General features: G+C 59.5%; 21 protein-coding genes. 7 read left to right on the forward strand and 14 right to left on the reverse strand.

The window, feature by feature from the left end:
• Nucleotides 1-5: 5 nt before the first annotated feature.
• From DIT71_RS05240 to DIT71_RS05255, 4 genes are all read right to left on the reverse strand, one after another.
• Nucleotides 6-1,370 carry a TRAP transporter large permease gene (locus tag DIT71_RS05240; RefSeq protein ID WP_114612150.1) on the reverse strand — a complete coding sequence of 455 codons (1,365 nt, stop codon included), beginning with the start codon at nucleotides 1,368-1,370 and terminating at the stop codon, nucleotides 6-8.
• A complete protein-coding gene (locus tag DIT71_RS05245; RefSeq protein WP_114612151.1) occupies nucleotides 1,370-2,008 on the reverse strand; it encodes a TRAP transporter small permease subunit in 639 nt (212 codons plus the stop codon). The genes DIT71_RS05240 and DIT71_RS05245 overlap by 1 nt, the downstream gene beginning before the upstream one ends.
• A 117-nt stretch (nucleotides 2,009-2,125) precedes the next feature.
• Nucleotides 2,126-3,178 (reverse strand): TRAP transporter substrate-binding protein, encoded by a 1,053-nt coding sequence (locus tag DIT71_RS05250; protein ID WP_114612152.1) that lies wholly within the window; start codon nucleotides 3,176-3,178, stop codon nucleotides 2,126-2,128.
• Between the two features lie 327 nt (nucleotides 3,179-3,505).
• Complete coding sequence (locus DIT71_RS05255) at nucleotides 3,506-4,918, reverse strand: sigma-54 interaction domain-containing protein (RefSeq protein WP_114612346.1); 1,413 nt, start codon at nucleotides 4,916-4,918, stop codon at nucleotides 3,506-3,508.
• 466 nt (nucleotides 4,919-5,384) lie between these two features.
• Between DIT71_RS05255 and DIT71_RS05260 the strand changes: the two genes are divergently transcribed.
• Nucleotides 5,385-6,314 carry an alpha/beta hydrolase gene (locus tag DIT71_RS05260; RefSeq protein WP_114612153.1) on the forward strand — a complete coding sequence of 310 codons (930 nt, stop codon included), beginning with the start codon at nucleotides 5,385-5,387 and terminating at the stop codon, nucleotides 6,312-6,314.
• Between the two features lie 3 nt (nucleotides 6,315-6,317).
• Here DIT71_RS05260 and DIT71_RS05265 read toward each other — a convergent pair whose 3' ends face one another.
• Nucleotides 6,318-6,677, reverse strand: a complete 360-nt coding sequence (locus DIT71_RS05265; protein ID WP_114612154.1) for a DUF6164 family protein — start codon at nucleotides 6,675-6,677, stop codon at nucleotides 6,318-6,320.
• Between the two features lie 83 nt (nucleotides 6,678-6,760).
• Here DIT71_RS05265 and DIT71_RS05270 point away from each other — a divergent pair, with 83 nt between their 5' ends.
• From DIT71_RS05270 to DIT71_RS05285, 4 genes are read left to right on the forward strand one after another with little or no spacing between them, the layout of a single operon-like run.
• Nucleotides 6,761-8,173 (forward strand): DUF2868 domain-containing protein, encoded by a 1,413-nt coding sequence (locus DIT71_RS05270; RefSeq protein WP_114612155.1) that lies wholly within the window; start codon nucleotides 6,761-6,763, stop codon nucleotides 8,171-8,173.
• Nucleotides 8,170-9,597, forward strand: a complete 1,428-nt coding sequence (locus DIT71_RS05275) for a GTPase/DUF3482 domain-containing protein (protein WP_114612156.1) — start codon at nucleotides 8,170-8,172, stop codon at nucleotides 9,595-9,597. The genes DIT71_RS05270 and DIT71_RS05275 overlap by 4 nt, the downstream gene beginning before the upstream one ends.
• Before the next feature lie 49 nt (nucleotides 9,598-9,646).
• Complete coding sequence (locus DIT71_RS05280) at nucleotides 9,647-10,042, forward strand: ectoine synthase (RefSeq protein ID WP_114612157.1); 396 nt, start codon at nucleotides 9,647-9,649, stop codon at nucleotides 10,040-10,042.
• A gap of 11 nt (nucleotides 10,043-10,053) precedes the next feature.
• Nucleotides 10,054-11,256 carry an MFS transporter gene (locus tag DIT71_RS05285; RefSeq protein ID WP_114612158.1) on the forward strand — a complete coding sequence of 401 codons (1,203 nt, stop codon included), beginning with the start codon at nucleotides 10,054-10,056 and terminating at the stop codon, nucleotides 11,254-11,256.
• Nucleotides 11,257-11,393: 137 nt separating this feature from the next.
• On the opposite strand, the gene DIT71_RS05290 is transcribed toward DIT71_RS05285, so the two are convergent.
• Entirely contained in the window at nucleotides 11,394-12,569 is a 1,176-nt protein-coding gene (locus DIT71_RS05290) for a type III PLP-dependent enzyme (protein ID WP_114612159.1), read from the reverse strand.
• A gap of 115 nt (nucleotides 12,570-12,684) precedes the next feature.
• Nucleotides 12,685-13,503, reverse strand: a complete 819-nt coding sequence (locus DIT71_RS05295) for an ATP-grasp domain-containing protein (protein ID WP_114612160.1) — start codon at nucleotides 13,501-13,503, stop codon at nucleotides 12,685-12,687.
• A 344-nt stretch (nucleotides 13,504-13,847) separates the two neighbouring features.
• Between DIT71_RS05295 and DIT71_RS05300 the strand changes: the two genes are divergently transcribed.
• Nucleotides 13,848-14,216: a DUF6746 family protein gene (locus DIT71_RS05300; protein ID WP_227537956.1), complete on the forward strand. Its 369-nt coding sequence runs from the start codon at nucleotides 13,848-13,850 to the stop codon at nucleotides 14,214-14,216.
• Between the two features lie 64 nt (nucleotides 14,217-14,280).
• A complete protein-coding gene (locus DIT71_RS05305; protein ID WP_114612161.1) occupies nucleotides 14,281-15,108 on the forward strand; it encodes a translation initiation factor eIF-2B in 828 nt (275 codons plus the stop codon).
• On the opposite strand, the gene hrpB is transcribed toward DIT71_RS05305, so the two are convergent.
• The 7 genes from hrpB to DIT71_RS05345 all read right to left on the reverse strand — a co-directional run bounded on the left by hrpB (nucleotide 15,086) and on the right by DIT71_RS05345 (nucleotide 23,328).
• On the reverse strand, nucleotides 15,086-17,563 hold the full coding sequence (hrpB, locus tag DIT71_RS05310) for an ATP-dependent helicase HrpB (protein WP_114612162.1): 2,478 nt from the start codon (nucleotides 17,561-17,563) through the stop codon (nucleotides 15,086-15,088). The genes DIT71_RS05305 and hrpB overlap by 23 nt on opposite strands.
• Before the next feature lie 355 nt (nucleotides 17,564-17,918).
• Nucleotides 17,919-19,139, reverse strand: a complete 1,221-nt coding sequence (locus tag DIT71_RS05315; protein WP_114612163.1) for a YbfB/YjiJ family MFS transporter — start codon at nucleotides 19,137-19,139, stop codon at nucleotides 17,919-17,921.
• A gap of 84 nt (nucleotides 19,140-19,223) precedes the next feature.
• On the reverse strand, nucleotides 19,224-19,892 hold the full coding sequence (locus DIT71_RS05320) for an SCO family protein (protein ID WP_114612164.1): 669 nt from the start codon (nucleotides 19,890-19,892) through the stop codon (nucleotides 19,224-19,226).
• Between the two features lie 22 nt (nucleotides 19,893-19,914).
• Entirely contained in the window at nucleotides 19,915-20,838 is a 924-nt protein-coding gene (cyoE, locus tag DIT71_RS05325) for a heme o synthase (protein ID WP_114612165.1), read from the reverse strand.
• A complete protein-coding gene (locus DIT71_RS05330) occupies nucleotides 20,835-21,932 on the reverse strand; it encodes a COX15/CtaA family protein (protein WP_227537957.1) in 1,098 nt (365 codons plus the stop codon). The genes cyoE and DIT71_RS05330 overlap by 4 nt, the downstream gene beginning before the upstream one ends.
• Nucleotides 21,933-21,956: 24 nt before the next feature.
• Nucleotides 21,957-22,601 (reverse strand): hypothetical protein, encoded by a 645-nt coding sequence (locus tag DIT71_RS05340; protein WP_199490951.1) that lies wholly within the window; start codon nucleotides 22,599-22,601, stop codon nucleotides 21,957-21,959.
• Nucleotides 22,588-23,328, reverse strand: coding sequence for an SURF1 family protein (locus DIT71_RS05345; protein WP_114612167.1), 741 nt, complete (start codon nucleotides 23,326-23,328; stop codon nucleotides 22,588-22,590). Before DIT71_RS05345 ends, DIT71_RS05340 begins: the two co-directional genes overlap by 14 nt.
• Nucleotides 23,329-23,367: the final 39 nt, after the last annotated feature.

The raw sequence follows: 23,367 nt of genomic DNA on the forward strand, positions 1-23,367 counted from the left end.
TCTCCTTAGTCGTAAGCCACACCGGGCAGCCAGGTCGCGATCTCGGGCACCAGGAAGACGATCGACAGTCCCACCAGCTGAATGATGATGAAGGGTATAACACCCTTGTAGATGTCCATCACATTGATTTCCGGCGGCGCGACACCTTTGATATAGAAGAGGGCAAAGCCTACCGGCGGCGTCAGGAACGATGTCTGCAGACACATGGCGAAGAGGATGGTGAACCACACCAGGTCAAACCCCAGGGTCTGCACCACCGGCGCCACCAGCGGCAGGATAATCAAGGTAATCTCAACCCAGTCCAGGAAGAAACCAAGCAGGAATACCGCAAACAGAATGGTCAGTATCACGCCATAGGGACCGAACGGCAGCCCCAGCAGTGCGTCCTCGATGACCTGGTCGCCGCCCAGACCACGCAACACAACGGAGAACGCCGTTGCGCCGAGGAAAATGGCAAAAATGAAAGCCGCTGTGCGGGTTGTCTGCTGCATCGAGGAGTTGAGCACTTTCAGGTTCAGGCGGCCCGATATCAGGGCCAGTACCAGAGCGCCCAGGGCACCAACGCCGGAAGCCTCCGTCGGCGTGGCTATACCGGCAAAGATGGAACCAAGCACACCCAGAATCAGTGCAGCTGTAGGCACCACCGCTTTGGCCACTTCCCAGACAATACTCCAGGATACTTTCTCCGTACCTGCCGGCACCGGAGCAATGTGAGGCTGCAGCATGGGACGGATAATGGCATACGCCACGTACATGGCGCCCAGCATCAGGCCGGGGAAGAACGCCCCCATAAACAGATCGCCCACCGACGCCTCCGGTACTGCCAGCCGATCTGCCATCAACACCAGCATGATGGACGGGGGAATCAGGATCCCCAGGGTGCCGGTGGCGCAGGCAGTGCCCACGGCAAATCCCTTGTCGTACTTGTTCTCCATCATTACCGGCAGGGAAAGCATGCCCAGAAGCACAACAGATGCACCGATGATACCGGTGGTGGCAGCCAGCAGTACGCCGATGACAATCACGGTGACCGCATAGCCACCGCGAACCGCGCCAAAGAGTTTGACCATGGCGTTCATCAGCCGCTCGGCTACGCCGGACTGATCAAGCATGATACCCATGAATATGAACATGGGCAGAGCAACAAGGGTTTCGCTGTTTACGACATCCCATATCCGCTCGGGGACGAGGCCCATTGAAGACTGATAATCGAACCAGAGGTTAGCACCGAAGTTTTCCACCGCGATGACGCCAATCACAGTCCAGATTACGGCGGTACCACCCAGTACCCAGGCGACAGGATAGCCGGTCATCAGCAGCGCCCCGAAGGTGAGGAACATGCCGATTACAAATAGCGTTTCAAGCTCCATCAGGACACATCCTCTTTCTTGTTATTCCCGGACTCGACCCGGATTGGCTTCGGAAAGCCGAAAAGCAGTGCGGTAACTTTCAGCAAACGGGATAGTGCAGCCAGAATCAGAAGAGAAAACGACAATGCCACGATGCCCTTGAGAACCCAGCGGTACGGAAGCCCGGCAGGTGCCTGACTGGTTTCTCCCTGCTGCCAGGAGCTATAGGCGTAGGGGAACATTTCCCAGACTGCCAGCCCGAGAAACGGTAGCAACAGAAAGATCAGGCCAAACAACTCAACCCAGGCCTGGCCCTTGAGGGACAGGCGTTCATGGAGCACATCCACTCTTACGTGACCATCAACCACCAGCGTATAGGCCAGGCCCAACAACCAGCCTGTGCCAGCCAGGTGCCACTGGACTTCTTCCAGCGTCACAGAACCCACGTCAAAGGCATAGCGGCCAATCACGGCATAAATGATCACACCAGTGACAATCAGCCACATCCAGGACGCGGTTTTGCCAATCCCGGAAATCACTAGATCCACACCCCGACTGACCCGGGTGGTAGGTAATTCCGTGTGATGATGAAGAAATTCCTGGGCGTCGGAAACCGATGCCCGCTCACTCTGCGGCAAGTCTTTATCTGACATCGTCATACAGCAGTTCCTCGCTCAGAATGCCGTTTATAAAACAAGGATGGCCCCGAAGGGCCATCCAGACTTGATCAGAAAACACCGGTACTAGAACCGGTGTCTCGAAGGCAGCCCTAGACCTTAAAGATCGGACGGAACGTAGGCGCGCTCGTCCCAAATCTTATAGGTTTCCATGAACTCGTTCTGGCTTTCGTAAACTCGCTTGAAGTCGGCATCCTTGGAGGCTTCTTCTTCCATTACTTCGTCGGTGACCGCTTTCAGCTCTTCGAGAACATCACGGGGAATCTGATCAGCATTGACGCCCTGTTCCTGGAATTCCGCCAGCACCTTGCCGTTCTTGTATTCACCCTCGGCCAGGCCAAGCGTGGTCGCCGCAGTACATGAGGCCTCAACCATTGCTTTCTGTGCGTCGGTGGTTGCGTCCCACTCTTCCTGGTTGATCAGCATGTACTGGGCTGTGAACTGCTGGTGCCAGCCCGGAAACAGATTGTACTTGACCACCTGGTCGAAACCGAGGAGCTGGTCAATGGCCGGCATGGAGAATTCGGTGGCATCGATGGTGCCTTTCTCCAGCGCCTGGTAGAGCTCACCACCAGGCATCATGGTAACGGAGGCTCCCAGTTTTTCCAGAACCTTGCCACCCAGTCCCGCGAAGCGAATCTTCAGGCCTTCATAGTCTTCCAGTGTCTCAATCGGCTCCGCATACCAGCCCGCTGTTTCAGGCCCGATAATGCCGCATAGCTGAGCGTGCACATCGAAGCCCTTGTTAGCGTAGACTTCCTGCAGCATCTCATGGCCGCCACCGTAGTAATACCAGGCTGTATAGGCCCACGGCTTCATGCCGAAGGGCACAGCCGCGAAAAGGGGAATCGCAGGTACCTTACCCTGGTCGTAACCGATCCAGGTATAACCGGCCGAGACCTTGCCATCGGAAACCGACTGCAGGATATCGAAAGCTGGTACCAGCTTGCCGGGCTCGTAGACGCGAACCTGGATGCTGCCATCGGAAGCGGTGTTGAGGTTGTCAGCTACCCACGCGGCAGGTGAACCCAAGCCGGGCAGATTGGTAGCGAAGGCGACCGGCATTTTCCAGCGCAGGTCATCTGCGACAGCCGATCCGGTAGTCAGGGCGATCGCACCGGCGATACCGGTAAGGGCCTTGAAGAGTTTCATTTGCAAGTCTCCTAGCATTGTTGTTGTATTCGGCCAACAGGGATTTTCCCGACAGGCCTGATCTGAGTGTAGTCAGACATCGCAGGAAACGAGACGGACAAAAAAATATTTTCGGGTCCAACGAAAGCGCCAGCCTTGTTTTCTGCGTTGTTCTGACGTCCTGCGGCCGGGAGTCAGCAGACTCCATGCCAATCATTTTTTTATTATATTTATCAACAAGATAAAAATTTTTAAAAAGACAGAACCCAAAAAAGTGTGCGGACTCCCGGACAACTATAGACGTCAGTCGTAGCGGTTTGTACTGATAACTGGACACATGTCCTGATTTCAGGACATTCTGGCCAATTTTTCATAAAGCACTGAGCGTGAGATGCCCAGTAACTTGGCGGCGCGGGTCCGGTTGCCGCGGCTCACTACCAGCGCTTCTTCAATGGCCTGGGATTCTGCATCTGCCAGGGTTTTTGCAAGGGGCCTGACTGGCTGCGAAACCAGCGAAGAAACCGGTCGAGTGCCACTGCGGGGCAAAACCTTGAAAATGGCGTCAGCGTCCAGTAAACCGCCATCCTCGCCCATGGTCATCGCCCGTTCCAGAACATTGCGCAGTTCACGAATATTGCCCGGCCAATCATAGCCACCCAATGCAGCCACACCGGCATCGGTGATCTCCCCTCTCATCTCCTGACCGTCGCATATCTCGCCCAGCAAGGCTTCGCACAGGACGCCCAGGTCCGCCAGTCTGTCCCGAAGCGGTGGTATGGGTATCTCCAGCACGTTCAGCCGATAGTACAGGTCCGAGCGGAACTCCCCGGTGGCAATCATGGTTTCCAGATTGCGGCTGGTGGCGGCAACAACTCGCACATCCACCGTCGCGATCTTGTTTGAGCCCAGGGGTTCGATTTCCCCCTCCTGCAGCGCTCGCAGCAGTTTTGCCTGCAGCGGCAGCGGCATGTCCCCGACTTCGTCAAGGAAGAGGGTTCCGCCATCGGCCAGCTGGAATTTGCCTTCACGGGTGCGGCGGTCAGCCCCGGTATAAGCGCCTGGCGCAACGCCAAAAAACTCGGCTTCCAGCAGGTTGTCCGGGATGGCGGCAACGTTCACCCCCACAAACGGCTTCTCTGCGCGCGTTGATACGGCATGGATCGCCTGCGCCAGCACTTCCTTACCCGTGCCGGTCTCACCCAGTAACAACACGGGCATGTCACGGCCGGCCGCAAGCCGGGCCCGTCGCTTGACCTCCAGCGCTGCCGGGCTGGCGCCGACAAAATCGGCAAGGTTGTAGCGGGTTCCCCGCGTCTTTTTGGCCAATGCCTTGCGGGCTGCCGCCAGATCCTGGTGCAGGCGCCGGTACTTGGCCACCAGCGGGGTCAGCGGTTGCAGGTCATCGTAGAGAACAAACGCCACAGCACCCATTATGTGACCATCGTCGTCATAGAAGGGTAACCGGGTCACCACCAGCTGCTGGTTATTGTGCTCCATGATATCGAGTAACAGCGGTTTGCCCGTTTCCACCACCTCCGGCATACGGGTCTGGGGGATTACCTGACGGACCAGCTTACCAATGACGGACTTGGGGTCTCCCAGGCCAAGCAGGTGAGAGTAACTGCTGTTGATCCAGGTAATGCGGGTTTCCCGATCCACCGCAATTGCACCGGCGCTGGCCTCCTCAAACATGGGAAACACGGCTTCGATCAGGTCCCTGGTCAGGCCATTCCTGTTGGTCTCACTAAACAGCTCGGTCATGTACCCTGTACCACCGGGTTGGATGTTAAACATGGCAATATCCATGGCGCCCGGCGAACCGGGGGCAGTGACGAAGTATATGGTTCCCCCGGAAAGGGGGCAAATAATGCCGACCGGGAGCTAAACCGGCCCGCCCGTTGACGGCTCAGTCCGGAATCCGCACCTGATCCTCAATAAACACGATCCGGTCAATGCGCATCCTGTGCCAAAATGACAAGGCATTGATAATACGCTTAATTTTAAGGCACCACGGAAATCGGAAAGACTGGGGTCCGGATAACCAGACAATAAATGGCCTGCAGAAGAGGGGTAGGGAGCACGACGGGCTGGGTAATGGCGATGTTTCAGCTATCTGTATTGCTATCCGGACACCGTCTGACTTTCCGGACATATACTTGCCGTTGGCATCCGCTGATGTGCCCTGGTCGTAATAACATGGCAAAACATTCAATCTGACGGAGAACCGATGAGCCCCCCACGTTTGCTGGCCCCGATTGTCGTAGCGCTCCTGCTGGCCGCCTGCGCGTCTCACCAGAACGCACCGGAGCAGGCCGTATCAGCGCCCGAAACCAGCTTCAGTACCCGGACCGCCATCACCTTCACGCCGGACGGCTGGCCCCAGGCCCTGCAGGCGGATCTTTACCTGCCCGGAAGCCACACGCCCTTGCCGGCTGTGTTGCTGGTGCATGGCGGTGGCTGGGAAAGGCGCTCCCGGGAAGATATGACGTGGATTGCCGAGCACCTTGCAGCCCGCGGTTTTGCAGTGATGAACATCGACTACCGGTTTGCACCGGAGCATACCTTCCCGGCGCAGCTGTATGATCTGCAGGTGGCCATGAACTGGCTTCACAACCATGCCGACGCCTACGACCTGGACCCGAATGCCATCAGTGCGTTCGGGTTCTCCTCCGGCGCCCACCTGGCCAGCCTGATGGCCCTGGTCGCAGAATCCCGGCACCCGTTAAACCAGCCCCACGGTGGGAAGCATGCCCGCCCCGTGGCGGTTGTCGCCGGCGGGTTGCCCAGCGATCTCCGAGCCTTCGGTTCGGGAAAGCTGATCCGCCAGTTTCTTGATGGCGAACAGCAGGACATTCCCGGTATCTACCGGGCTGCCTCTCCGATTACCCACGTCACCGCTGGCGCGCCGCCGTTCTTTCTGTTCCACGGCGCACAGGACATGCTGGTTCCCGTCAGCCAGGCCAGGGAGTTCCGCGCCAGCCTGACCGATCATGGCGTGGAGAGCGAACTGTACCTGATGCATCTGCGCGGCCATATCACCAGCTTCCTCACTGCCGGTAACGCCGTTGAAAAAGCCACAGACTTTCTGGTTCGGCACAGCAGGGCCAATCAGGGGAGCGATCAGGGCGGGAATCAGCGGGTGACAGTCAGCGAGTAACCATCAGAGTGATAGGAAAGGAGCGATGCTCAGCGCCAGAATGACCAGAATAGCGAGGCAGGCTGCAATGGTCTTGACCGGTTTCTGCCGCAACCGATACCAGATTCCGCCTGTGCGCCCCGCCGCCAGGTCCTGCTCGTAGATCTCACGCTGACGCTGCCATCGCTCGCGCTGATAATTTTCCAGCAACTCCCTGGCGCGGCGGGCCTCATCGTCATCATGAACCCAAAAACCGCCCATACTGATGCCCCAACGGCTGGGTGGGGTTTCGTAGTAGGGCACATCGTGTGCTTCAAACAGTTCACGGATTTCGTCGGCCTCGTCATCGGGAACATGACGGAGGTTCATGAGATGGTTGGTCATGGTATGTCTGGCACCGAATTATGGGATACCCTTATCCTAGCATTCCGGAGAAGCTCTCACCGCCCGGATCACCAGGATAATCAATGCCAGACAGCGCCATTCGACGATTATTGGAGTTCGACAGACAGGTCCGGCGTGACAGCGACCAGTCGCCGGCGTTCCTCCACCGGCGGGACCGCCGTTTCGCCCTGGACTGCCGTGATAACAGCCTGACACCTGATCCGGATCGGTGGCTCCAGCATGTTCGCAGACTGCGCGTGCCAGTGGCCGCCGACGACCCCTTGCGCCGCTGGCGGCACCTGACCACAGGCTTTGCACTTGCGGGCCTGATCACTGGCGTACTGGCCATGCTGGGGCTGCTGTTTTACGACGGCGGCCAGAGAATCAACCTCACTGTCATTCTGGCGTTCGTGCTGCTGCAGTGCCTGCTGGCTGCGATTACCACGGTGCAGGCCTTTGCCGGCTGGCAGCCCTGGCAGTGGCTGCTGAGGAAACTTTTCCGCGGCAGTCCTCCGGATGCGCTCCGCCCCCTGCAACCCATGCTGATGGCCCGGGCCGCCCACACCGGGGGACTGATGTTTGGCGTGGCCGGGCTGGGGACCTTACTTGTGCTGGTGGTGATACAGGATCTTGCCTTTGGCTGGAGCACCACCCTCAACACCGGCGCAGACAGCTATTATGAACTGCTGGCGACACTGGCCACGCCCTGGCAGAACCTGTGGCCGGCAGCGTTTCCGGACAGGGAGCTGGTCAACGCCACCCGTTTTTTCCGCAACCAGACGGATGGCACCGATAATCCCGCGCTCTGGGGCCGTTGGTGGCCCTTTGTGACCATGGTGTGGATCACCTATGTCATCCTGCCCCGGGTGGTACTGCTGGCGGTGGCGGCCATCCATCCCGGCATCCGTGCGCGCCGGGAACTGGCAAGGCACCCGGGCATGATCGCCCTGCAATACCGCATGGAAACCCCGACACTGGATACCGGCAACCGCCATAATGACGCCGCAGACCAGCCAGACGTCAGCACCTCGGCGCAACTGCACCCGCTGCCCGCGGGACAGGTTCTCATCCGCTGGGCAGGTGTCGGCGAACCGGAACTCCCTGACGCTTTGGCAGCCGGATACCGGGACCTTCTTGCTGCAGGCGGCAACGCCTCCCTGGCCCATGACAACGGCGTCATCCAGACAGCCCGACAGGTGCTGGCCGGTGCTGCCAGCAATCCTGCTGCCCTGGTGATCACCCGCAGCTGGGAGCCACCCACCGGTGAACTGGCGGACTTCCTGCGCGAGGCCCGCAAAGCCTGGCCGGCAACCACCCTTATTGCGCTGGTGCCCATGGCCGCAGGGCCGGACCAGCCACCACCGGACCACCAGCTCAGCCAATGGCTGCGCTTTGCGGAAAGATCCGCAGACAGCCGCATCGTTGTCAGCACGCCGCAAATGATCTCACCGGAAACCCGGATACACCGCGCCCTGCAAGACGAGTACCGCCAATGACCGCCCCCGTTTTTGCCGTGGTTGGCCATCCCAACAAGGGAAAATCCAGCATTGTGGCCACCCTGTCCCAGAACGATGCCATCGCCATCGCCCTGGAACCCGGAACTACCCGTCAGCGCCAGGAATACCCGCTGACGGTGGATGGCAAGACCCTGTACACCCTGGTGGATACCCCCGGCTTCCAGCGCCCGCGCCGGGTTCTGGAATGGCTGGAAGCCCACAGTGTATCGGCTTCGGACAGGGCAGAAACAGTTCGGGCATTCGTGGTACAGCACCGTGACGATGGCGGATTCACGGACGAGTGTGAATTGCTGACACCACTGACCGAGGGCGCAGGAATCATCTACGTGGTTGACGGCTCTGTGCCCTACAGTGCCCAGCATGAGGCCGAAATGACCATTCTGCGCTGGACGGGACGGCCGAGCCTGGCACTGATCAACAGCATTGGCGAGGATGATTACAGTGACACCTGGGTACGGGCGCTCGGCCAGTTCTTCCAGGTTGTGCGCAAATTCGATGCAGTTAGTGCTCCGTTTGAGCAACATATCAGTCTTTTACGCGCCTTTGGCCAGCTGGAGCCGGACTGGGAACAGCCACTGGAGCAGGCAACGGCCTTCCTTTTGGCCCAGCGACGGCAGCGCCTGGCCCAGGCAGCCGCTCTGATTGGCCGTACCCTGGAAGACATGATGTCGTTCCGTGAGAAGCGCACACTGACCACACTCCAGACCAGCGAACTCTCCGACGAAGAGCTGGCCGGGCAACTGCGAACCAGCTGGTACCACCACCAGAGAAAGCGCGAACAGCACCTGCGGATCGCCATCGAAAGACTCTATGAGCACCACCGGGTGGAGCGCCAGGAAGCGGAGCTTGAGTGGCACAGCGAGCACGACCTGTTCAGCGAAGACAGTCGCAAGGCCTGGGGCGTGAACCGCCGCTACCTGGCAACCGCCGGCTTCGGGGCCGGCGCCGTAGGCGGAGCCGGGGTGGATGCACTGACCCTGGGGCACTCCTTCGGCGCTGGTGCACTGGTGGGCGGATTGATTGGCGCCGCGGGCAGCTATTTTTACGGTGACCGGCTGACACTGCCGGTGCTCAACACCGGGGTACTGGCCAACGGGCTCCGAACCGCCACCTTCGGCCCTGTACAGGACAGCCAATTCGGCTATGTTGTATTAGGTAGAGCAATAAATCACTGGTGGCATATCAGCCATCGCAATCACGCCGGTCGCGAACTTCTGGATCTGGCACCGGCGGACAACCACTGGCTGGAGCACCTGGACAGGGCCAACCGCCAGGTCATCCACCGGGCCTTTGAACGTTGCCGTAAACAGCGCGCCCTGGATGACAAGACGCGGCTGGCATTGACCGCTGCCATTGAGCAGGCCATGAGTGCCTACGACAATTGGCGGTTGAACCGAACCTGACCGGGATGTGTATACTGTAGAACTGCTCCATAAACAACGAGGGATAAGTATGAAGATTGTAAGAGTTGAGGACATCATCGGCACCGAGCGCGAAGTAACCGGGCCGGGCTGGACCAGCCGCCGCATGCTGCTTAAAAAGGATGGTATGGGCTTTTCGTTTCACGAGACCATTATCCCGGCAGGGGCCGAACTGAATCTCTGGTATAAAAACCATCTGGAAGCGGTTTACTGCGTCGCCGGCAACGGCACCATTCTCGATAAGGCGACGGGGGAAACCCACGAGATTTCCGACGGTACCCTGTACGCTCTGGACAAGAACGACCCCCACACGCTCCGCGGCGGTACCGAAGACATGCGCCTGATCTGCGCCTTCAACCCACCCGTCACCGGTCGTGAAGTCCATGACAAGGACGGCGCTTACATTCTGGACACCAGCGACGTTTAAGCCCGGCCTCCGTGGCTGACGCTTCACAGGACACAACACCGCCACCGGCAGCCAAACTGCTCCCGGTGGCGGTGTTGCTTTGGCTGGCGGGTGTTTACCTTCGCATACCGGTGCTGGTGGCACCGCCCCTGGCCCCGTTTATCAGCGATGAACTCGGGCTCTCCCAGGCGCTGACGGGGGCACTCACCACCCTGCCGATCCTGATGCTGGCCGTCGGCTCCATGCCCGGCTCCCTGGCAATCGCACGGATGGGGCCGAGGAATACCCTGGCGCTGGCGATGGTGATCATGGTTGCAGGCTCCGCCGGTCGCGGGCTCTCCCCGGACACCGTCACCCTGATGCTGACCAGCGCCGTCATGGGCCTGGGGATTGCGATGATGCAGCCCTCCCTGCCTGCCCTGTTGCCGAGGTGGCTGGAACCGCATCACCTCGCCATCGGCTCCGCCATCTACATGAACGGCATGCTGATGGGCGAATTCATCGGCGCCGGCATCACCCTGCCGGTGCTGATGCCATTAATGGATGACAGCTGGCGAGCCACTCTGCTGGCCTGGTCCCTGCCCGGCTTACTGGTAGCCGCAGCCCTGTTCCTGCCGCGGCGGGAAATGTCACGGCCGGTACGAAAACCTTCATGGTTACCGGACTGGAAAAACCCGCTCACCCTGAGAATCGGCCTCTTACTGGGCCTGTCCGGCTCCATGTTCTTCGGCCTCAACGCCTATATGGGCAATCTTCTGGAACAGCAGGGCAACTTTGAAATGCTGGCGGATGCCCTGTTCTGGTACAACTTTGCCCAGGTGATCGCGTCCCTGATAATGTTGAAAATGGCCAGATACTGGGTGGGCCGGAAATTTCCCATTATCGTGACCGCCAGCTGTAGCATTATTGGCACAGTTGGCACACTGTTTTTTACCGGCTGGTGGGCCATCGCCAGTGCGACCTTTATGAGTCTTACAGCCGGTATTCTGCTGATTTTACTGGTGGCATTACCGCCGGTACTGGTGGAATCCCGGGAAACCGGTCGACTGTCAGCGGGCAATTTTCTGGTCGGCTACACGATGGCTTTTTCGGTTCCAATGATCGGAGGATTACTGGCTGACTGGGGCAATGACGCCCGCTACGCCATATTCTTCATCATTGCCTACTCCTTACTGGTCCTTCCGCTGACCTTTACCCTGGACCTGAGACGACAAAAGAGCGACGCCCAAGGTTGACCCTTTTTGGTGCCATTGATCTACGCTTTGCCGGGCCGCGGGGAGGGGGTAAGTTTTCCTTGGAAATGGAACTCGCTGCGCTCAGACACCCATTTCTGGCGGAAAACTTACCCCCTCCCCACGTCCTTATCGCCGGCTTAGATATAATAATCCTTTAGCGGGGGGAAGCCGTTGAACTCTATGGCGCTGTAGGTCGTTGTGTAGGCGCCTGTAGACAGCCAGTACATCCTGTCACCAATGGCCAGGTTCAATGGCAGCGGGTACTTGTGATGCTCGTACATAATGTCTGCACTGTCACAGGTTGGACCGGCGATCACACAGTCTTCGCCTTCACCGGATTTTTCAGTGTAAATCGGGAACTTGATGGACTCGTCCAGAGTCTCGATCAGGCCACCGAATTTACCTACATCGGTGAATACCCAGCGATGCAATGCCGTGCGCGACTTCCTTGAAATCAGTACCACTTCGCTGATCAGAACGCCCGCATTTGAAATCAGGGAACGGCCGGGCTCGATGATAATTTCAGGCAGGGTATCCCCGAAATCCTCACGCAGGAAACGGTGAATTTCCTCGGCGTAGGTTTTCAGGTCGTTGGTACGGGTGATGTAGTTGGCCGGGAAACCACCGCCCATGTTGATCATCTTCAGCTCGATGCCGTCTTCTTCCTTCAGGCGCTCGAAAATCACCTTGACCTTGCCCAGAGCCGCATCCCAGGCGCCGATTTCCCGTTGCTGGGAACCCACGTGAAACGAAACACCGTAAGGCACCAGGCCCAGGTCGCGGGCCAGGATCAGCAGGTCCATGGCCATGTCGGTCTGGCAGCCGAACTTGCGTGACAGGGGCCAGTCAGCCGTCAGGGTGCCTTCGGTGAGGATACGCACATACACCCTCGAACCCGGCGCCGCCTTGGCGATGTTGCGCAGGTCTGCTTCGGAGTCAGTAGCAAACAGGCGCACGCCCTTTTCATAGAACGTGCGGATGTCCCTGGCTTTCTTGATGGTGTTGCCGTAGCTGATGCGCTCACCGGTCACACCGAGGCCCATGACTTTTTCGAGTTCATACACAGAGGCAATATCAAAGCTGGCCCCCTTGTCGCGCAACATCGTCAATACCTGCGGGGCCGGGTTGGCCTTTACCGCATAGTAGACGTTGGCATAGGGAAAGCCTTCCACCAGTTCGTCGTACTGACGGTCGATGGTGGCGGTGTCGATGACTACGCAGGGCGTTTCCCTGGTATCGGCAAACGCCTTGATACGGGCAAAGGTCTCGGCGTCGTAGTAATCAGCGATGATGGCGTTGGCAGACTCGGTCATGGATGGTGGTCCCCGGTGATTTTGCGCGATCATCGGGCTTTTCCTCAGGCCCGGATATGAGCATATCTACCCATAAATCCCAGCCGCTATGGCGAGACAGAAACGCAAGCCGGAATCACACCGCTATCGGCCATAATGGCGCCGGCCCGGTGGGCCCGTCAGGATCTTCCGGCTCGGCGTGTTGCTGCAGGTAGTCCAGAATCGCCGTTTTCAGATCACTGCCTTTCCCCAGCCCCTGGTTTCCGAACAACCGGTTGAACTCCAGTACGTAGGGGTGACCTTCCACCAGGGCAATGTCGAAACCGGCATGATCCACACCGAGGTCCCGTGCCAGCCGCAACGCCAGATCCGTTACCACCGGCGGCACCGGTCCGTTATCAATGCGTCCGCCCTGGGACACGTTATTGTAGAACCCCTGGTCCGCCTGCGTCCGCCAGTAGGCAGACACCACCTGGTCCCCGACAATCACCACCCGCACATCCCGGTCAATCGGCAGGTATTCCTGGGCATATAGAACACTGGTCCGCTCACAGTAACGCTGCCAATCGGCCCGGTTCTCGATCAGCCAGACCCCTTCGCCCATACTCGCCTTCGGTAACTTGGCCACGAACGGCAGCACCATGGCATCCCAAACCGCCTGTCGTTCCTCGGGGCCGTTGGCCTCAATCAATGTCCACGGGGTGTGCTCCGGAGCTACCACCTGGAAGGCGCGGGTCATCTCGACCTTGTCGTGGCCGATGCGGTAACTGGCAAGGCTGGGGAACACTCGGCACTTAAGACCGTAAACCAGCGCGTTCAACTGCCAGTACTCCGGAAACAGAACCCAGTCTGCTTCTTTGAGGAGTTCCTTGTGGGCCAGGAACTGTTCGGGCTTGAGGATTTTGGTGTCCGGGAAACCCAGGGTGCGGAAAATATCGAAGGAAACCAGTTTCATGTGGGTCGGTGCGTGGTTGAGTTGGTCGCATTTTATACGGGTTTTTCTTTGTTGCAATATTTATTGGGCTGTTAAGACTTGATGGGTTGGGGGACGGCTATGGGGGTGTTTAATTTTTCAAATGAAAATGAACTCGCTTCGCTCAGACACCATTTTCTTTATTGAAAAATAAAATACCCCTACCACCCCAATCCCCACCAAAATCCCCAGTCTTGCCCCAAGCCAATGCCAAATGCCAAATGCCCAAAGTAAAAACTGACAGAAATCATTGCCACCAGAACAAACTTACCCTAACCTTGAACGCGAACTATTATCATTAGTGATATCGAATAGGAGAGAACGTTATGAGAAAACAAACCATGGCGCTGTTTACCTGTGCTGTCCTGGCTTTGCCGTTGGCCTCGTTTGCCGATGACGTTGAGCACTTCGAAGGCAAGGAGTCAGCCAATCTGCAAGAAGCTGTGGCCAATTTCTCGGAGTACAACAAGAAGCTGGAGAAGATCCTGGAAGGAGAACTGACTCCGGAGGCCATGAACGAAGTTCATCAGCTCACTTATACCCTGGAAAATGCGCTTGGTGTCATTAACAAGGAGTTTGATCAGCTCGCGGTTACCCTGGAAGAAGTCCACCTGGCCTCAGAAAGCGCCGATTCCCAGGGGGTTACCAACTACGGTGAAAGCTACCTGGAAACCAGCCGCACGGTGATTGACTGAGCTCCGCGGACAACCGGTGCGCTCGCTGCTACCCTTGGGTTTTGAACGGCAGGGAGTGGCGACAATGGCCGGTTTTGACGACAGTGCAAAGAAACTCCTGAACAGGCTCCGGGACGATCACCAATCCGGCGCCACTGAGCTGGCACTGAATACACTCAGGGAGCTGGCGGCCTGTGTGGAGGCGACAGATCCCGCCGCGGAGGAACTTAAGGGTCTGCTCGCGGAGCTCCGTAAAGCTCGCCCCAGCATGATCGTGATTGGCAACGCCATGGCAAGGGTGGAATCGGCGCTGGAGGATGGTGACACCCCACTGGCGTCGGTTGACCAGGTCACCCGCGAGCTGGAAAACGCCAGTATCGCCATCGCTGAGCACGCGCGTCAGCAGATTCCCGCCAATGCCGTGATCATGACCCACAGCGCCAGCTCAGCGGTGTTGGGGCTGTTCCGTTTGCTCGCCAGGGAGCAGCACCGGTTTTGTGTCATCTGCACCCAGAGCAGTCCCGGCATGGAGGGACACCAGCTGGCACTGGCGCTTGACGATCTTGGCGTGCCGGTCACCCTCATTACCGATGCCCAGATGGCGCTGTTTGTTCCCCGGGCGGATGTGGTGGTCAGCGGTTGCGATACCTGGCTGGCGGATGGGCATTTCGTCAACAAGAGTGGAACCCGCCTGCTCGCCCTGGCTGCCCGTGCCCACCACAAGCCTTTCTGGGTGCTGGGAGACAGCTTCAGGCACAGCGATCAGGCCACCAGTGACGTGTCTCTTGAAGAAATGCCGGTCAGCGAATTACACGCGCCAGCGGGTGACTGGATTACACCACGGAACATCTATTTCGAAACCATACCGGCATCCCTGGTGACGGGCAGGATCAACGAGCAGGGCGTTTTTTAGTTCGCTGACTCGCCTCGGCGGTAAGCGGATCTTCCGGCCAGGGGTGTTTCGGGTAGCGGCCGCGCATGTCCTTGCGCACCTCCGGGTAGGCATTGCGCCAGAAGCTGGCGAGATCCGCGGTGACCGCCAGGGGGCGCTGCGCGGGGGACAGCAGGTGGATAACCACCGGCACCCGGCCGCCGGCAACAGTGGGGGTGCTGGTCCAGCCGAATAGAGCCTGGAGCTTGGCGGCCAGTACCGGCCCGTTGTCTGCGGTGTAATCCAGCGTCACGGACTGGCCGGCCGGGATGGTCAGGCGTGTCGGCGCCAGATCTTCCAGCGCCTGCTGTTGCCGGTAATCCAGCAGGCCCGCAAGGGCCTGGGCCAGGTTAAGCTTGTTCAGGTCAGTCCAGCGGTTCATTCCCGCCAGGAACGGCCCGAGCCAGGTTTCCAGGTTGTCTGCCAGCCAACGCTCATGGATAACCGGCCAGTCCTCGGGAAAGCATCGGGACAGCAGGCCAACCCTGGCCACCCACTGTTCCGCGGCTGGCGTCCAGGGCAGGCTATTGAGGCCTTTTTTGCGCACGGCCGCCAGCAGCCCCTGTTGCATCAGTTCCGGGGATGGCGCCGGCAAGGCGGTTTCTTCCAGCACCAGCTGTCCCAGCTTTCTGACGCGGCGGGCAACCACCGTGCCACGCCTGTCGTCCCAGACCGCTTCGTCCTCTTCATGGATGTGATTCGCCAGGTCCTGTTCCAGCAGCGCAGGATCGACCGGTGCCGCGAGATAGATTGTAGCCTCCCTGGCCTTGCCATCCAGTTCCGCCGTCGCCAGCCATGGGTGTCGCGCCAGTGCGTCGCCGTCCCGAAGCGCGGCGCCCCTGCCGTTACTGAGCTGATACCTGGGAGCGTCACCGGGCCGCCTGCGGGCCACCCGGTCCGGGTAGGCCAGGGCAAGCAGGCGGCCCACCTCGTCATCCGTTGGTATCGCGCGCGGCCGCTGCAGATTACCAGCCAGTCGCGACACAGCCCTGGCAATGGCCTGCACCCTGCCGGCATCAACACCGTGTTTGGGGCCCTCGCCCCGCAGTATCCGGACCCGTTCCTGCATATCAGCCCCGGCCGACCGACCGGCCAGGTCCCGCTCCTCCAGCAAAGCCGCAAGCTCTGCCGCAAGGTAACCATGGCCGATCTCACAGCCCCGGAGGATCATATGGGCCAGTCGGGGATGCACCCCCATATCCCGAACCGTCTTGCCATGTCCGGTGATAGCACCGTCGGCATTCAGCATGTCCAGCCATTGCAGCAACTCTACCGCCTGCTGCCAGTGCGCTGCCGGAGGCGGATCGATCCAGTCCAGCTGCGCCGGGGACCGGGCACCCCATTGCGCCAGTTCCAGCACCAGAGGGGCGAGATCCGCCTGTTGTATTTCCGGCGGGGTAAATTCCGCCAGGCCAAACTGAGCGGCCTCGCTCCAAAGCCGGTAACAGACACCGGGCTCAATCCGGCCGGCCCGGCCCTTGCGCTGTTCCGCCGAGGCCTTTGACACCCAACCGGTCACCAGTCGCGTCATGCCACTATTGGCATCGAACAGCGCCCGGCGCTGCTGGCCACTGTCGATGACCACCCGTATGCCCTCGATGGTCAGGCTGGATTCGGCAATGGCGGTGGCCAATACCACCTTGCGATGACCCGCGGGGGCCGGTGAAATGGCCCGGTCCTGTTCTTCATTCTTCAGGTTGCCGTAGAGCGGTGCCAGTATCACATCACCAGCCACCTGCCCCTGAAGCTGCCTCTCCACCCGGCGGATCTCCCCGGCACCGGGCAGGAACACCAGCAGCGACCCGCGCTGATCCGCCAGCGCTTCGTGAATCACTGCCACCACCTGATCCACCACCCGGCCATTGCGCGGCAACGGCCGGTAAGCCACCTCTACCGGAAACGCCCGGCCCTCACTGGTCAGCACCGGGACATCACCCAGCAAACGGGCAATGGGTGCGGTATCCAGCGTAGCCGACATCACGATCACCCGCAGATCCTCCCGCAACGCCTGACGGGATTCCCGCACCAGCGCCAGGCCAAGGTCAGCCTGAAGCGAACGTTCATGAAATTCGTCGAAAATAACCGCAGCGTAGGCCTCCAATGCCGGGTCGTTCTGGATCAACCGCGTCAGAATCCCTTCCGTTACCACCTCGATCACAGTAGCCGAACTCACCCGCGTATCCAGCCGCGTCCGATAACCCACCGTCTGGCCCGGTTTCTCCCCCATCTGGCCGGCCATATACCGTGCCGCCGACCGGGCCGCCAGCCGTCTCGGTTCCAGCATCAGAATCCTGCGACCCTGCCGCCACGGTGCCTCCAATAACGCCAGCGGCACCCTGGTGGTTTTACCGGCACCCGGCGGGGCCTGGAGCAGGACCGTTGTTTCGGACTCCAGTGTTTGCAGGAGATCCGGAATTATCTGGTTGATTGGGAGCATTGTTTGGCTTTTTTTTGCTTTTGGCTTTGGTCAAGACTGGTCGGGTTACCTAAGGGCGTGGGGGCGTTTGTTTTTCAAACAGAAAATGGTGTTTGAGCGAAGCGAGTTCATTTTCCACTTGAAAAACAAACGCCCCCACGCCCTTAGGTAACCCGGTGGTTTCGAGAGAGCGTACTACGGTCTGGCTCTGTGTTGCACGGGGGAATCATGCCCCTATCTTGATCGTCGCGACAACTGCCAGTTACCTGAGAGTGGGGTGGTGGGATTATTTTCCGCCAGGAATGGGTGTCTGAGCGCAGCGAGTTCCATTCCCAGGGAAAATAATCCCGCCACCCCGCTCCTGCCCCCGAAACTGTCAGTCTTGAGAGGGCTGCCACGTGCCAGGTGCCGGAACAAAAAACAGAAACACCAGACCAAATGCCAGCGCCGCAACCCCGATACCAAAGGCCGTGGTCAGGGTTCCGCCCGCTTCCAGCCATTGCTTGGTGAGCCAGGGACCGGCCATCTGGGTGAACCCATACAGCGATACCATCGCCGCCGACAGTCGTGGGCCCTGGTGGGGATGCAGGGCGCGACCTATGCGCTGGGTAAGCATCACCGTGCCTACGAAAGTAATGCCAACCAGAACCGCGCAGAGAACCAGGCCAATTGCACCGGGCAGGATCACGGCTGCCAGTACGCCGGCAAGCTGGATGATGAAGTTCAGCCTTAACGCCGGTAAATCACCCAGTTTTGCGCCAAGACGGTTCCACAGCGCTGGCGAAAATATCGTGACCACCGCAGCCACGAACCAGGCGCCGTCCAGTAACCAGTGCCCGGCAGGCAACTGATCCTTGGCAAGCAAGGGCAGGAAGGTCATGGGCAGGATGTAGCCCAGCCCGGCGCCGGCATAGGAGAGAAACAGGGGTATGCTGGCGCGGTCAAACAACGGAGACTTTGCCGGGGCTTTTTTACCTTCGCCCTTCTTGCCCTCACCCTGCACGGGCACCTCGAGTCTGAGCAAGCGCGCGGTAGCCCACCAGGCCAGGGGAACTGACAGGATCAATGCAGGCCACCAGCGCTCACTGCCTTCCAGCCAGCCTGCACTGAAGCTGACGAGACCACTGGACAACAGCAGGCCCAGGCCCACGCCGATGTACATATGCCCACTGAGGGTGACCCGGTTGCGTCGCACCAGCCATTCCAGGATCAGGGCTGGCGCCTGTACAAATACAATGCCGTTGGCGACTCCATTGAACAGGCGCGCGGTGGCCATGACCGCCAGATGATCGGTCTGCGCCATGGCCAGGGTCGTCAGCAGATGCACCACCAGGGCGGTCGGTAACAGTATTCGGATATGACTGATGGTATGCCACCGGATGGCCAGCAGGGCGCCCAGCAGATAGCCAAGATAGTTCCAGGTGGCCACCGAAGCTCCCTGGGCGGCTGTAATCTGGCCATCGTCCACGAGGTAGGGCAGCAAAGGCGTGTAGATAAAGCGGCCCAGGCCGTGGGTTACCAACAACAGGATGGCCCCTGCGGCCAGCACCGCGAAGATTTCCCGGGGAGCTGTAGAGGACTGGCTGGAATTCGGCATGACAGGGCCTCTGGCGAAAACCGTGCAGTTTAAGCCATCGAAAGCAGGAAGTCAGTGTGACTTAAGGCGCAGCCCGTCGACCCATCAGGATTGTGAGGCCCGCGGATGATTGGCCCGGGCCCACTGGTAAATCTTTTCGTAAGCCTTGACCAGGTTTTCAGGGTTGTGGGGCGGTTGCAGCACGGCCGTCATTTCGCCTTCCGGATTGATCAGGGTAAAATGACCACTGTGGTCCACCAGCAGCTCACCGTCCACCTGCCGGTGCGAGAACACCGCATTCATGCTGCGAGCCAGCGCCCTCAGAGTTTCTATGTCGCCGGTCAGGCCGTGAAAGTCATCCCCGAAAAAACCCACGTAATCCCGCAGTTTTTCTGGCGTATCGTGCTCAGGATCGGCGGTGATAAGCAGAAATTCCGGCTGGGGCAGATGGTCAGGCAGCAGGTTATTGGTTCTGCGCAGGCTTGCCATGGCGGCAGGGCAGATATCCGGGCAGTTGGTGTAGCCTACAAAGGCAAACGTCCACTGTCCGCGCAAGCTTTCCCGGGTCACCGTTTTGCCGTGTTCGTCGACCAGTTCGAAATTGGCAAGCTCACGGCCCTGCTCGTAGACGTAGGCGTTGATCTCACTGAGCTCCGGAGCCGGAGCGGGCTCCTCGTTGCCAATCACCAGCACCTGACGACCGACCACCAGACCGAAGATCAACATGATAACCAGCAGCAGGGTGATCAGCGTCAGGCGAATCGAACGGTCCATGAAATCTCCGGTAAATCAGCAATCAGAAATATACAAAGTGATCGACAAGCAACACCACAAAAAGTGCCATCAGGTAGGTGATGGAGTATTTGAAGGTGTTCAGTGCTACCCGGCGATCATCGCCCCTGAGCAGGCGCACGGCGTATTGCAGGAACCGCAGACCAAGCCCCAGTGCCCCGACCAGGTAAATCATTCCCGACATGCCGGTAACAAACGGCAGCAGGCTTACCGCAAGCAGCATCAGCGTATACAGCAGGATATGGAGCTCGGTGTACTTGTTGCCGTGGGTAACCGGCAACATCGGAATACCTGCCTTGGCGTATTCTTCCTTGCGGTGGATCGCCAGCGCCCAGAAATGCGGCGGAGTCCAGGCAAAGATGATCAGCACCAGCAACAGGCCATGCCCTTCAATCTGGCCGGTGACCGCTGTCCAGCCCAGTAAGGGCGGCATGGCCCCGGCCAGGCCGCCAATCACGATGTTCTGGGGCGTCATGCGTTTGAGAAACAGGGTATAGACGCCGGCATACCCGACCAGGGAAGCCAGGGTAAGCCAGGCGGTGAGGGCATTCACCTGCCAGAGCAGAACCACCATGCCGGTTACCGCCAGCACGGTCGCAAACGTCAATGCGTCGAGAGGAGAAATCTTTCCGGTGGCAACGGGCCGCTTGCGGGTGCGGGCCATCACCGTATCAATTTTCTGGTCCACCACGTGGTTCACCACGGCAGCTGCGCCCGCCAGCAGGGCAATACCAAGGTTGCCATAGAGCAGCACCTCCCAGCCCGGCACGCCCGGAGTGGCCAGCAGCATGCCAATGACCGAGGTGAGAATCATCATCGCCACGACTGTGGGCTTGGTCAGCTCCAGAAAGTCACGCCAGGAAATCATTGCGGAACCGGATCCGCTGGTCGTGCCCTGCGCCGGCAGCGCCTCAATACGCTCGCTCATGCCGTCACCTCTCGTTCAATTGTTGTTGTATGTGTTACGCCCGCTGGCTGCGGCAGACCCTGCCGGTGAAAACGCCAGAGCAGGTTGATTACTGCCAGCAGCAGTCCCGCACCCATTGCATTGTGCGCCACCGCCACCGATAGGGGAATGTGAAACACGACGTTCGCCAGACCCAGCACGATCTGCGCTGCCAGCACCACGGCTACCAGCTGCACATGCCGGACCATGGGTGTGTGTCTGGTTCTGCGCCACAGTAATGCCAGAAACACCGTGAAGTACGCAAGTACAATCACGGCCCCAAGGCGATGGGTAACATGAATGGCAACCCGTCCGTCCGCCGTCAGCTGACCCCCAAGATAGTTCGGGCCCACGTGTTGGGTCACATCAAACCCGTGTGCGAAGTCCATGTCGGCAGGCCACCACTCACCCTGGCAGGTGGGCAGGTCAGTACAGGCTACCGCGGCATAATTGGCGGCGGTCCAGGCGCCCAGGGCTATCTGCATGACCACCAGCGCGAGGCCACCATACAGCCAGGGCCGGAAACGGTTCCGTCCGGCAGGCGCGGGCTCCGCATCAGCCTGTTGTCGTGTTCCACGCAGCCGGAGCGTCAGCAGGACAAGCATGCTCAGCGTGGTAAAGCCCCCCAGCAGGTGCAGGGCAACCACCTGGGGCCAGAGTTTCAGGGTAACTGTCCACATGCCGAACGCGCCCTGAAGCACAATGAAAAAGGCGATAAACAGGGGCAACCGATAGGGTAATCCTTCACGACGGTGCCGGAAGGCAAATCCGGCCATGCCGAAGACGACCAGCCCGAGAATACCGGCGGCGTAACGGTGGATCATCTCCGGCCAGCCTTTCTCTACTTCTACCGGGGTATCGGGGAACCTTGCATTGGCAATGGCCATCCGCGCCTCATCCTGGGGCACGGTCAGGAACCCATAGCAGCCAGGCCAGTCAGGGCATCCAAGGCCGGCGTCCACAAGCCGGGTCCAGGCACCGAGCATGATAACAACCACTGCCAGCAGACTCGCCAGCAGGGACCAGCGCGCAAGGGTGCGGGCATGACGGGATGAGTTGTTCCGGATGTCGTTCACCGCTGGATCTCCTGGCAATAACCATTAACCAATCTGGGACAGTTTCAGCAGATGCTTGAGGTCTTTCAGCATGTCTTTGCCAGTGTGCTCGGTACCATAATGCAGAATGACATTACCGAAGGGGTCTACCAGCAGAATACGGGGTTCCTGATCGGGCGTGATACCCGCTGGCCATTGGGGAGATCGATCCCCGGAAACCGTCAGGCGTTCCATCGAACGATATTCATCATCCCAGCGCGCAGACAGGTCCTCTGGCACGGAGCCCAGCCAGGCAGACCGGTTGACCCGGTTGGCATTCTTGCCGAGGGCAATATTGACCTGACGGGCACGATACAGCAGCTCCTCGCAGTTCGCGGTGCAGTCGCCTGAGACCACCATCATCATCCATTCCGGATCGGACGCCTCGGGGCCGAAACGATCGGCAAGAGGTTGACCGTCCGCGCCTTCCATCTGCATCTGGCTTACTGGCGCCGGGGGCTGTATCAATTCGCCATTGTTACTGTGCCCGGTCGGGTTCATCCAGCCGGTGTAGTACATGATGGTGGCGAAAATCATCGGGCCAAAGCCGATGGCAAAGAGCAGCAGTGCTGTTCGCCGGCCGCGGCGGACCTTCTCTGGGGAAATCGACTCTTCCTTTTCATTCTGATCCATTTTCTCAGCCGTTGTCATTGTCGTTGTTGGCTCCTGTTTTGCGATAACTCGCTACCACCGTCAATATAACCAGTGCTGCGGCCAGTGAAAACCATTGCAATGCGTATCCGTAATGAGTCTGTGGCCCCATCCTGTCCGGCGCCCAGTCTGCACGATAGGCGCCGGGCTGCTCCGGGCCGGCAAGCCTCAGCACAAGGCCGACCACCTCAGTCTCAAGCTCCCGCGCCTGTTGGTGGGCGAGAGACTGTATTCTGCGCGGCCAGTCGCCATCGTTTGGTGACACGTCCTTCAGCACCGGCGGCTCAGGAAACTCGCTCAGGCGTCCCTGCAGGCGGACCTCACCTTCAGGCCGGCTGATTTGCGGCAGTTGGTCCCGTCTCCTGGGGGCCTGAATCCAGCCACGGTTCACCACCACCGGCCGGCCCTGTTCAGGAAGGAACATCGTCAGCACCTCGTACCCCGGTGCACCATCACGGGTGCGATTGTCGAGCAGCCACGAAGTCTTGCCATAACGGCCGGAAATTCGAACTGGCTGACCGGCTCTCAGGCCGGAGGCCTGCAGTTGTTCCCAGTCAAGGCTGCCTGCCTCCTGCTGCCATTGGGCCAGTTGCGCCTTCTTTTCCTGGGCCCTGTCCAGTTGCCACACCCCGAGGCCAACAAGCAGGGGCAGGAACAGCCCGGCGAACAGCAACAGCCGCCAATCAAAGTGCCAACGCCGGCGGGATTGATCAGCCGGATCAGACATGCTCTGCTATAGTGGTTTCTTGACCAATATTCCCGTAAA

Source organism: Marinobacter vulgaris (assembly GCF_003344045.1).
Classification (GTDB): domain Bacteria; phylum Pseudomonadota; class Gammaproteobacteria; order Pseudomonadales; family Oleiphilaceae; genus Marinobacter; species Marinobacter vulgaris.

What these genes read in the sequence shown, in the direction of transcription:
- DIT71_RS05240 (WP_114612150.1), bottom strand. Translation starts at nt 1,370, where the DNA reads ATGGAGCTTGAAACGCTATTTGTAATCGGCATGTTCCTCACCTTCGGG.
- DIT71_RS05245 (WP_114612151.1), bottom strand. Translation starts at nt 2,008, where the DNA reads ATGACGATGTCAGATAAAGACTTGCCGCAGAGTGAGCGGGCATCGGTT.
- DIT71_RS05250 (WP_114612152.1), bottom strand. Translation starts at nt 3,178, where the DNA reads ATGAAACTCTTCAAGGCCCTTACCGGTATCGCCGGTGCGATCGCCCTG.
- DIT71_RS05255 (WP_114612346.1), bottom strand. Translation starts at nt 4,918, where the DNA reads ATGACCGAGCTGTTTAGTGAGACCAACAGGAATGGCCTGACCAGGGAC.
- DIT71_RS05260 (WP_114612153.1), top strand. Translation starts at nt 5,385, where the DNA reads ATGAGCCCCCCACGTTTGCTGGCCCCGATTGTCGTAGCGCTCCTGCTG.
- DIT71_RS05265 (WP_114612154.1), bottom strand. Translation starts at nt 6,677, where the DNA reads ATGACCAACCATCTCATGAACCTCCGTCATGTTCCCGATGACGAGGCC.
- DIT71_RS05270 (WP_114612155.1), top strand. Translation starts at nt 6,761, where the DNA reads ATGCCAGACAGCGCCATTCGACGATTATTGGAGTTCGACAGACAGGTC.
- DIT71_RS05275 (WP_114612156.1), top strand. Translation starts at nt 8,170, where the DNA reads ATGACCGCCCCCGTTTTTGCCGTGGTTGGCCATCCCAACAAGGGAAAA.
- DIT71_RS05280 (WP_114612157.1), top strand. Translation starts at nt 9,647, where the DNA reads ATGAAGATTGTAAGAGTTGAGGACATCATCGGCACCGAGCGCGAAGTA.
- DIT71_RS05290 (WP_114612159.1), bottom strand. Translation starts at nt 12,569, where the DNA reads ATGACCGAGTCTGCCAACGCCATCATCGCTGATTACTACGACGCCGAG.
- DIT71_RS05295 (WP_114612160.1), bottom strand. Translation starts at nt 13,503, where the DNA reads ATGAAACTGGTTTCCTTCGATATTTTCCGCACCCTGGGTTTCCCGGAC.
- DIT71_RS05300 (WP_227537956.1), top strand. Translation starts at nt 13,848, where the DNA reads ATGAGAAAACAAACCATGGCGCTGTTTACCTGTGCTGTCCTGGCTTTG.
- DIT71_RS05305 (WP_114612161.1), top strand. Translation starts at nt 14,281, where the DNA reads ATGGCCGGTTTTGACGACAGTGCAAAGAAACTCCTGAACAGGCTCCGG.
- hrpB (WP_114612162.1), bottom strand. Translation starts at nt 17,563, where the DNA reads ATGCTCCCAATCAACCAGATAATTCCGGATCTCCTGCAAACACTGGAG.
- DIT71_RS05315 (WP_114612163.1), bottom strand. Translation starts at nt 19,139, where the DNA reads ATGCCGAATTCCAGCCAGTCCTCTACAGCTCCCCGGGAAATCTTCGCG.
- DIT71_RS05320 (WP_114612164.1), bottom strand. Translation starts at nt 19,892, where the DNA reads ATGGACCGTTCGATTCGCCTGACGCTGATCACCCTGCTGCTGGTTATC.
- cyoE (WP_114612165.1), bottom strand. Translation starts at nt 20,838, where the DNA reads ATGAGCGAGCGTATTGAGGCGCTGCCGGCGCAGGGCACGACCAGCGGA.
- DIT71_RS05340 (WP_199490951.1), bottom strand. Translation starts at nt 22,601, where the DNA reads ATGACAACGGCTGAGAAAATGGATCAGAATGAAAAGGAAGAGTCGATT.
- DIT71_RS05345 (WP_114612167.1), bottom strand. Translation starts at nt 23,328, where the DNA reads ATGTCTGATCCGGCTGATCAATCCCGCCGGCGTTGGCACTTTGATTGG.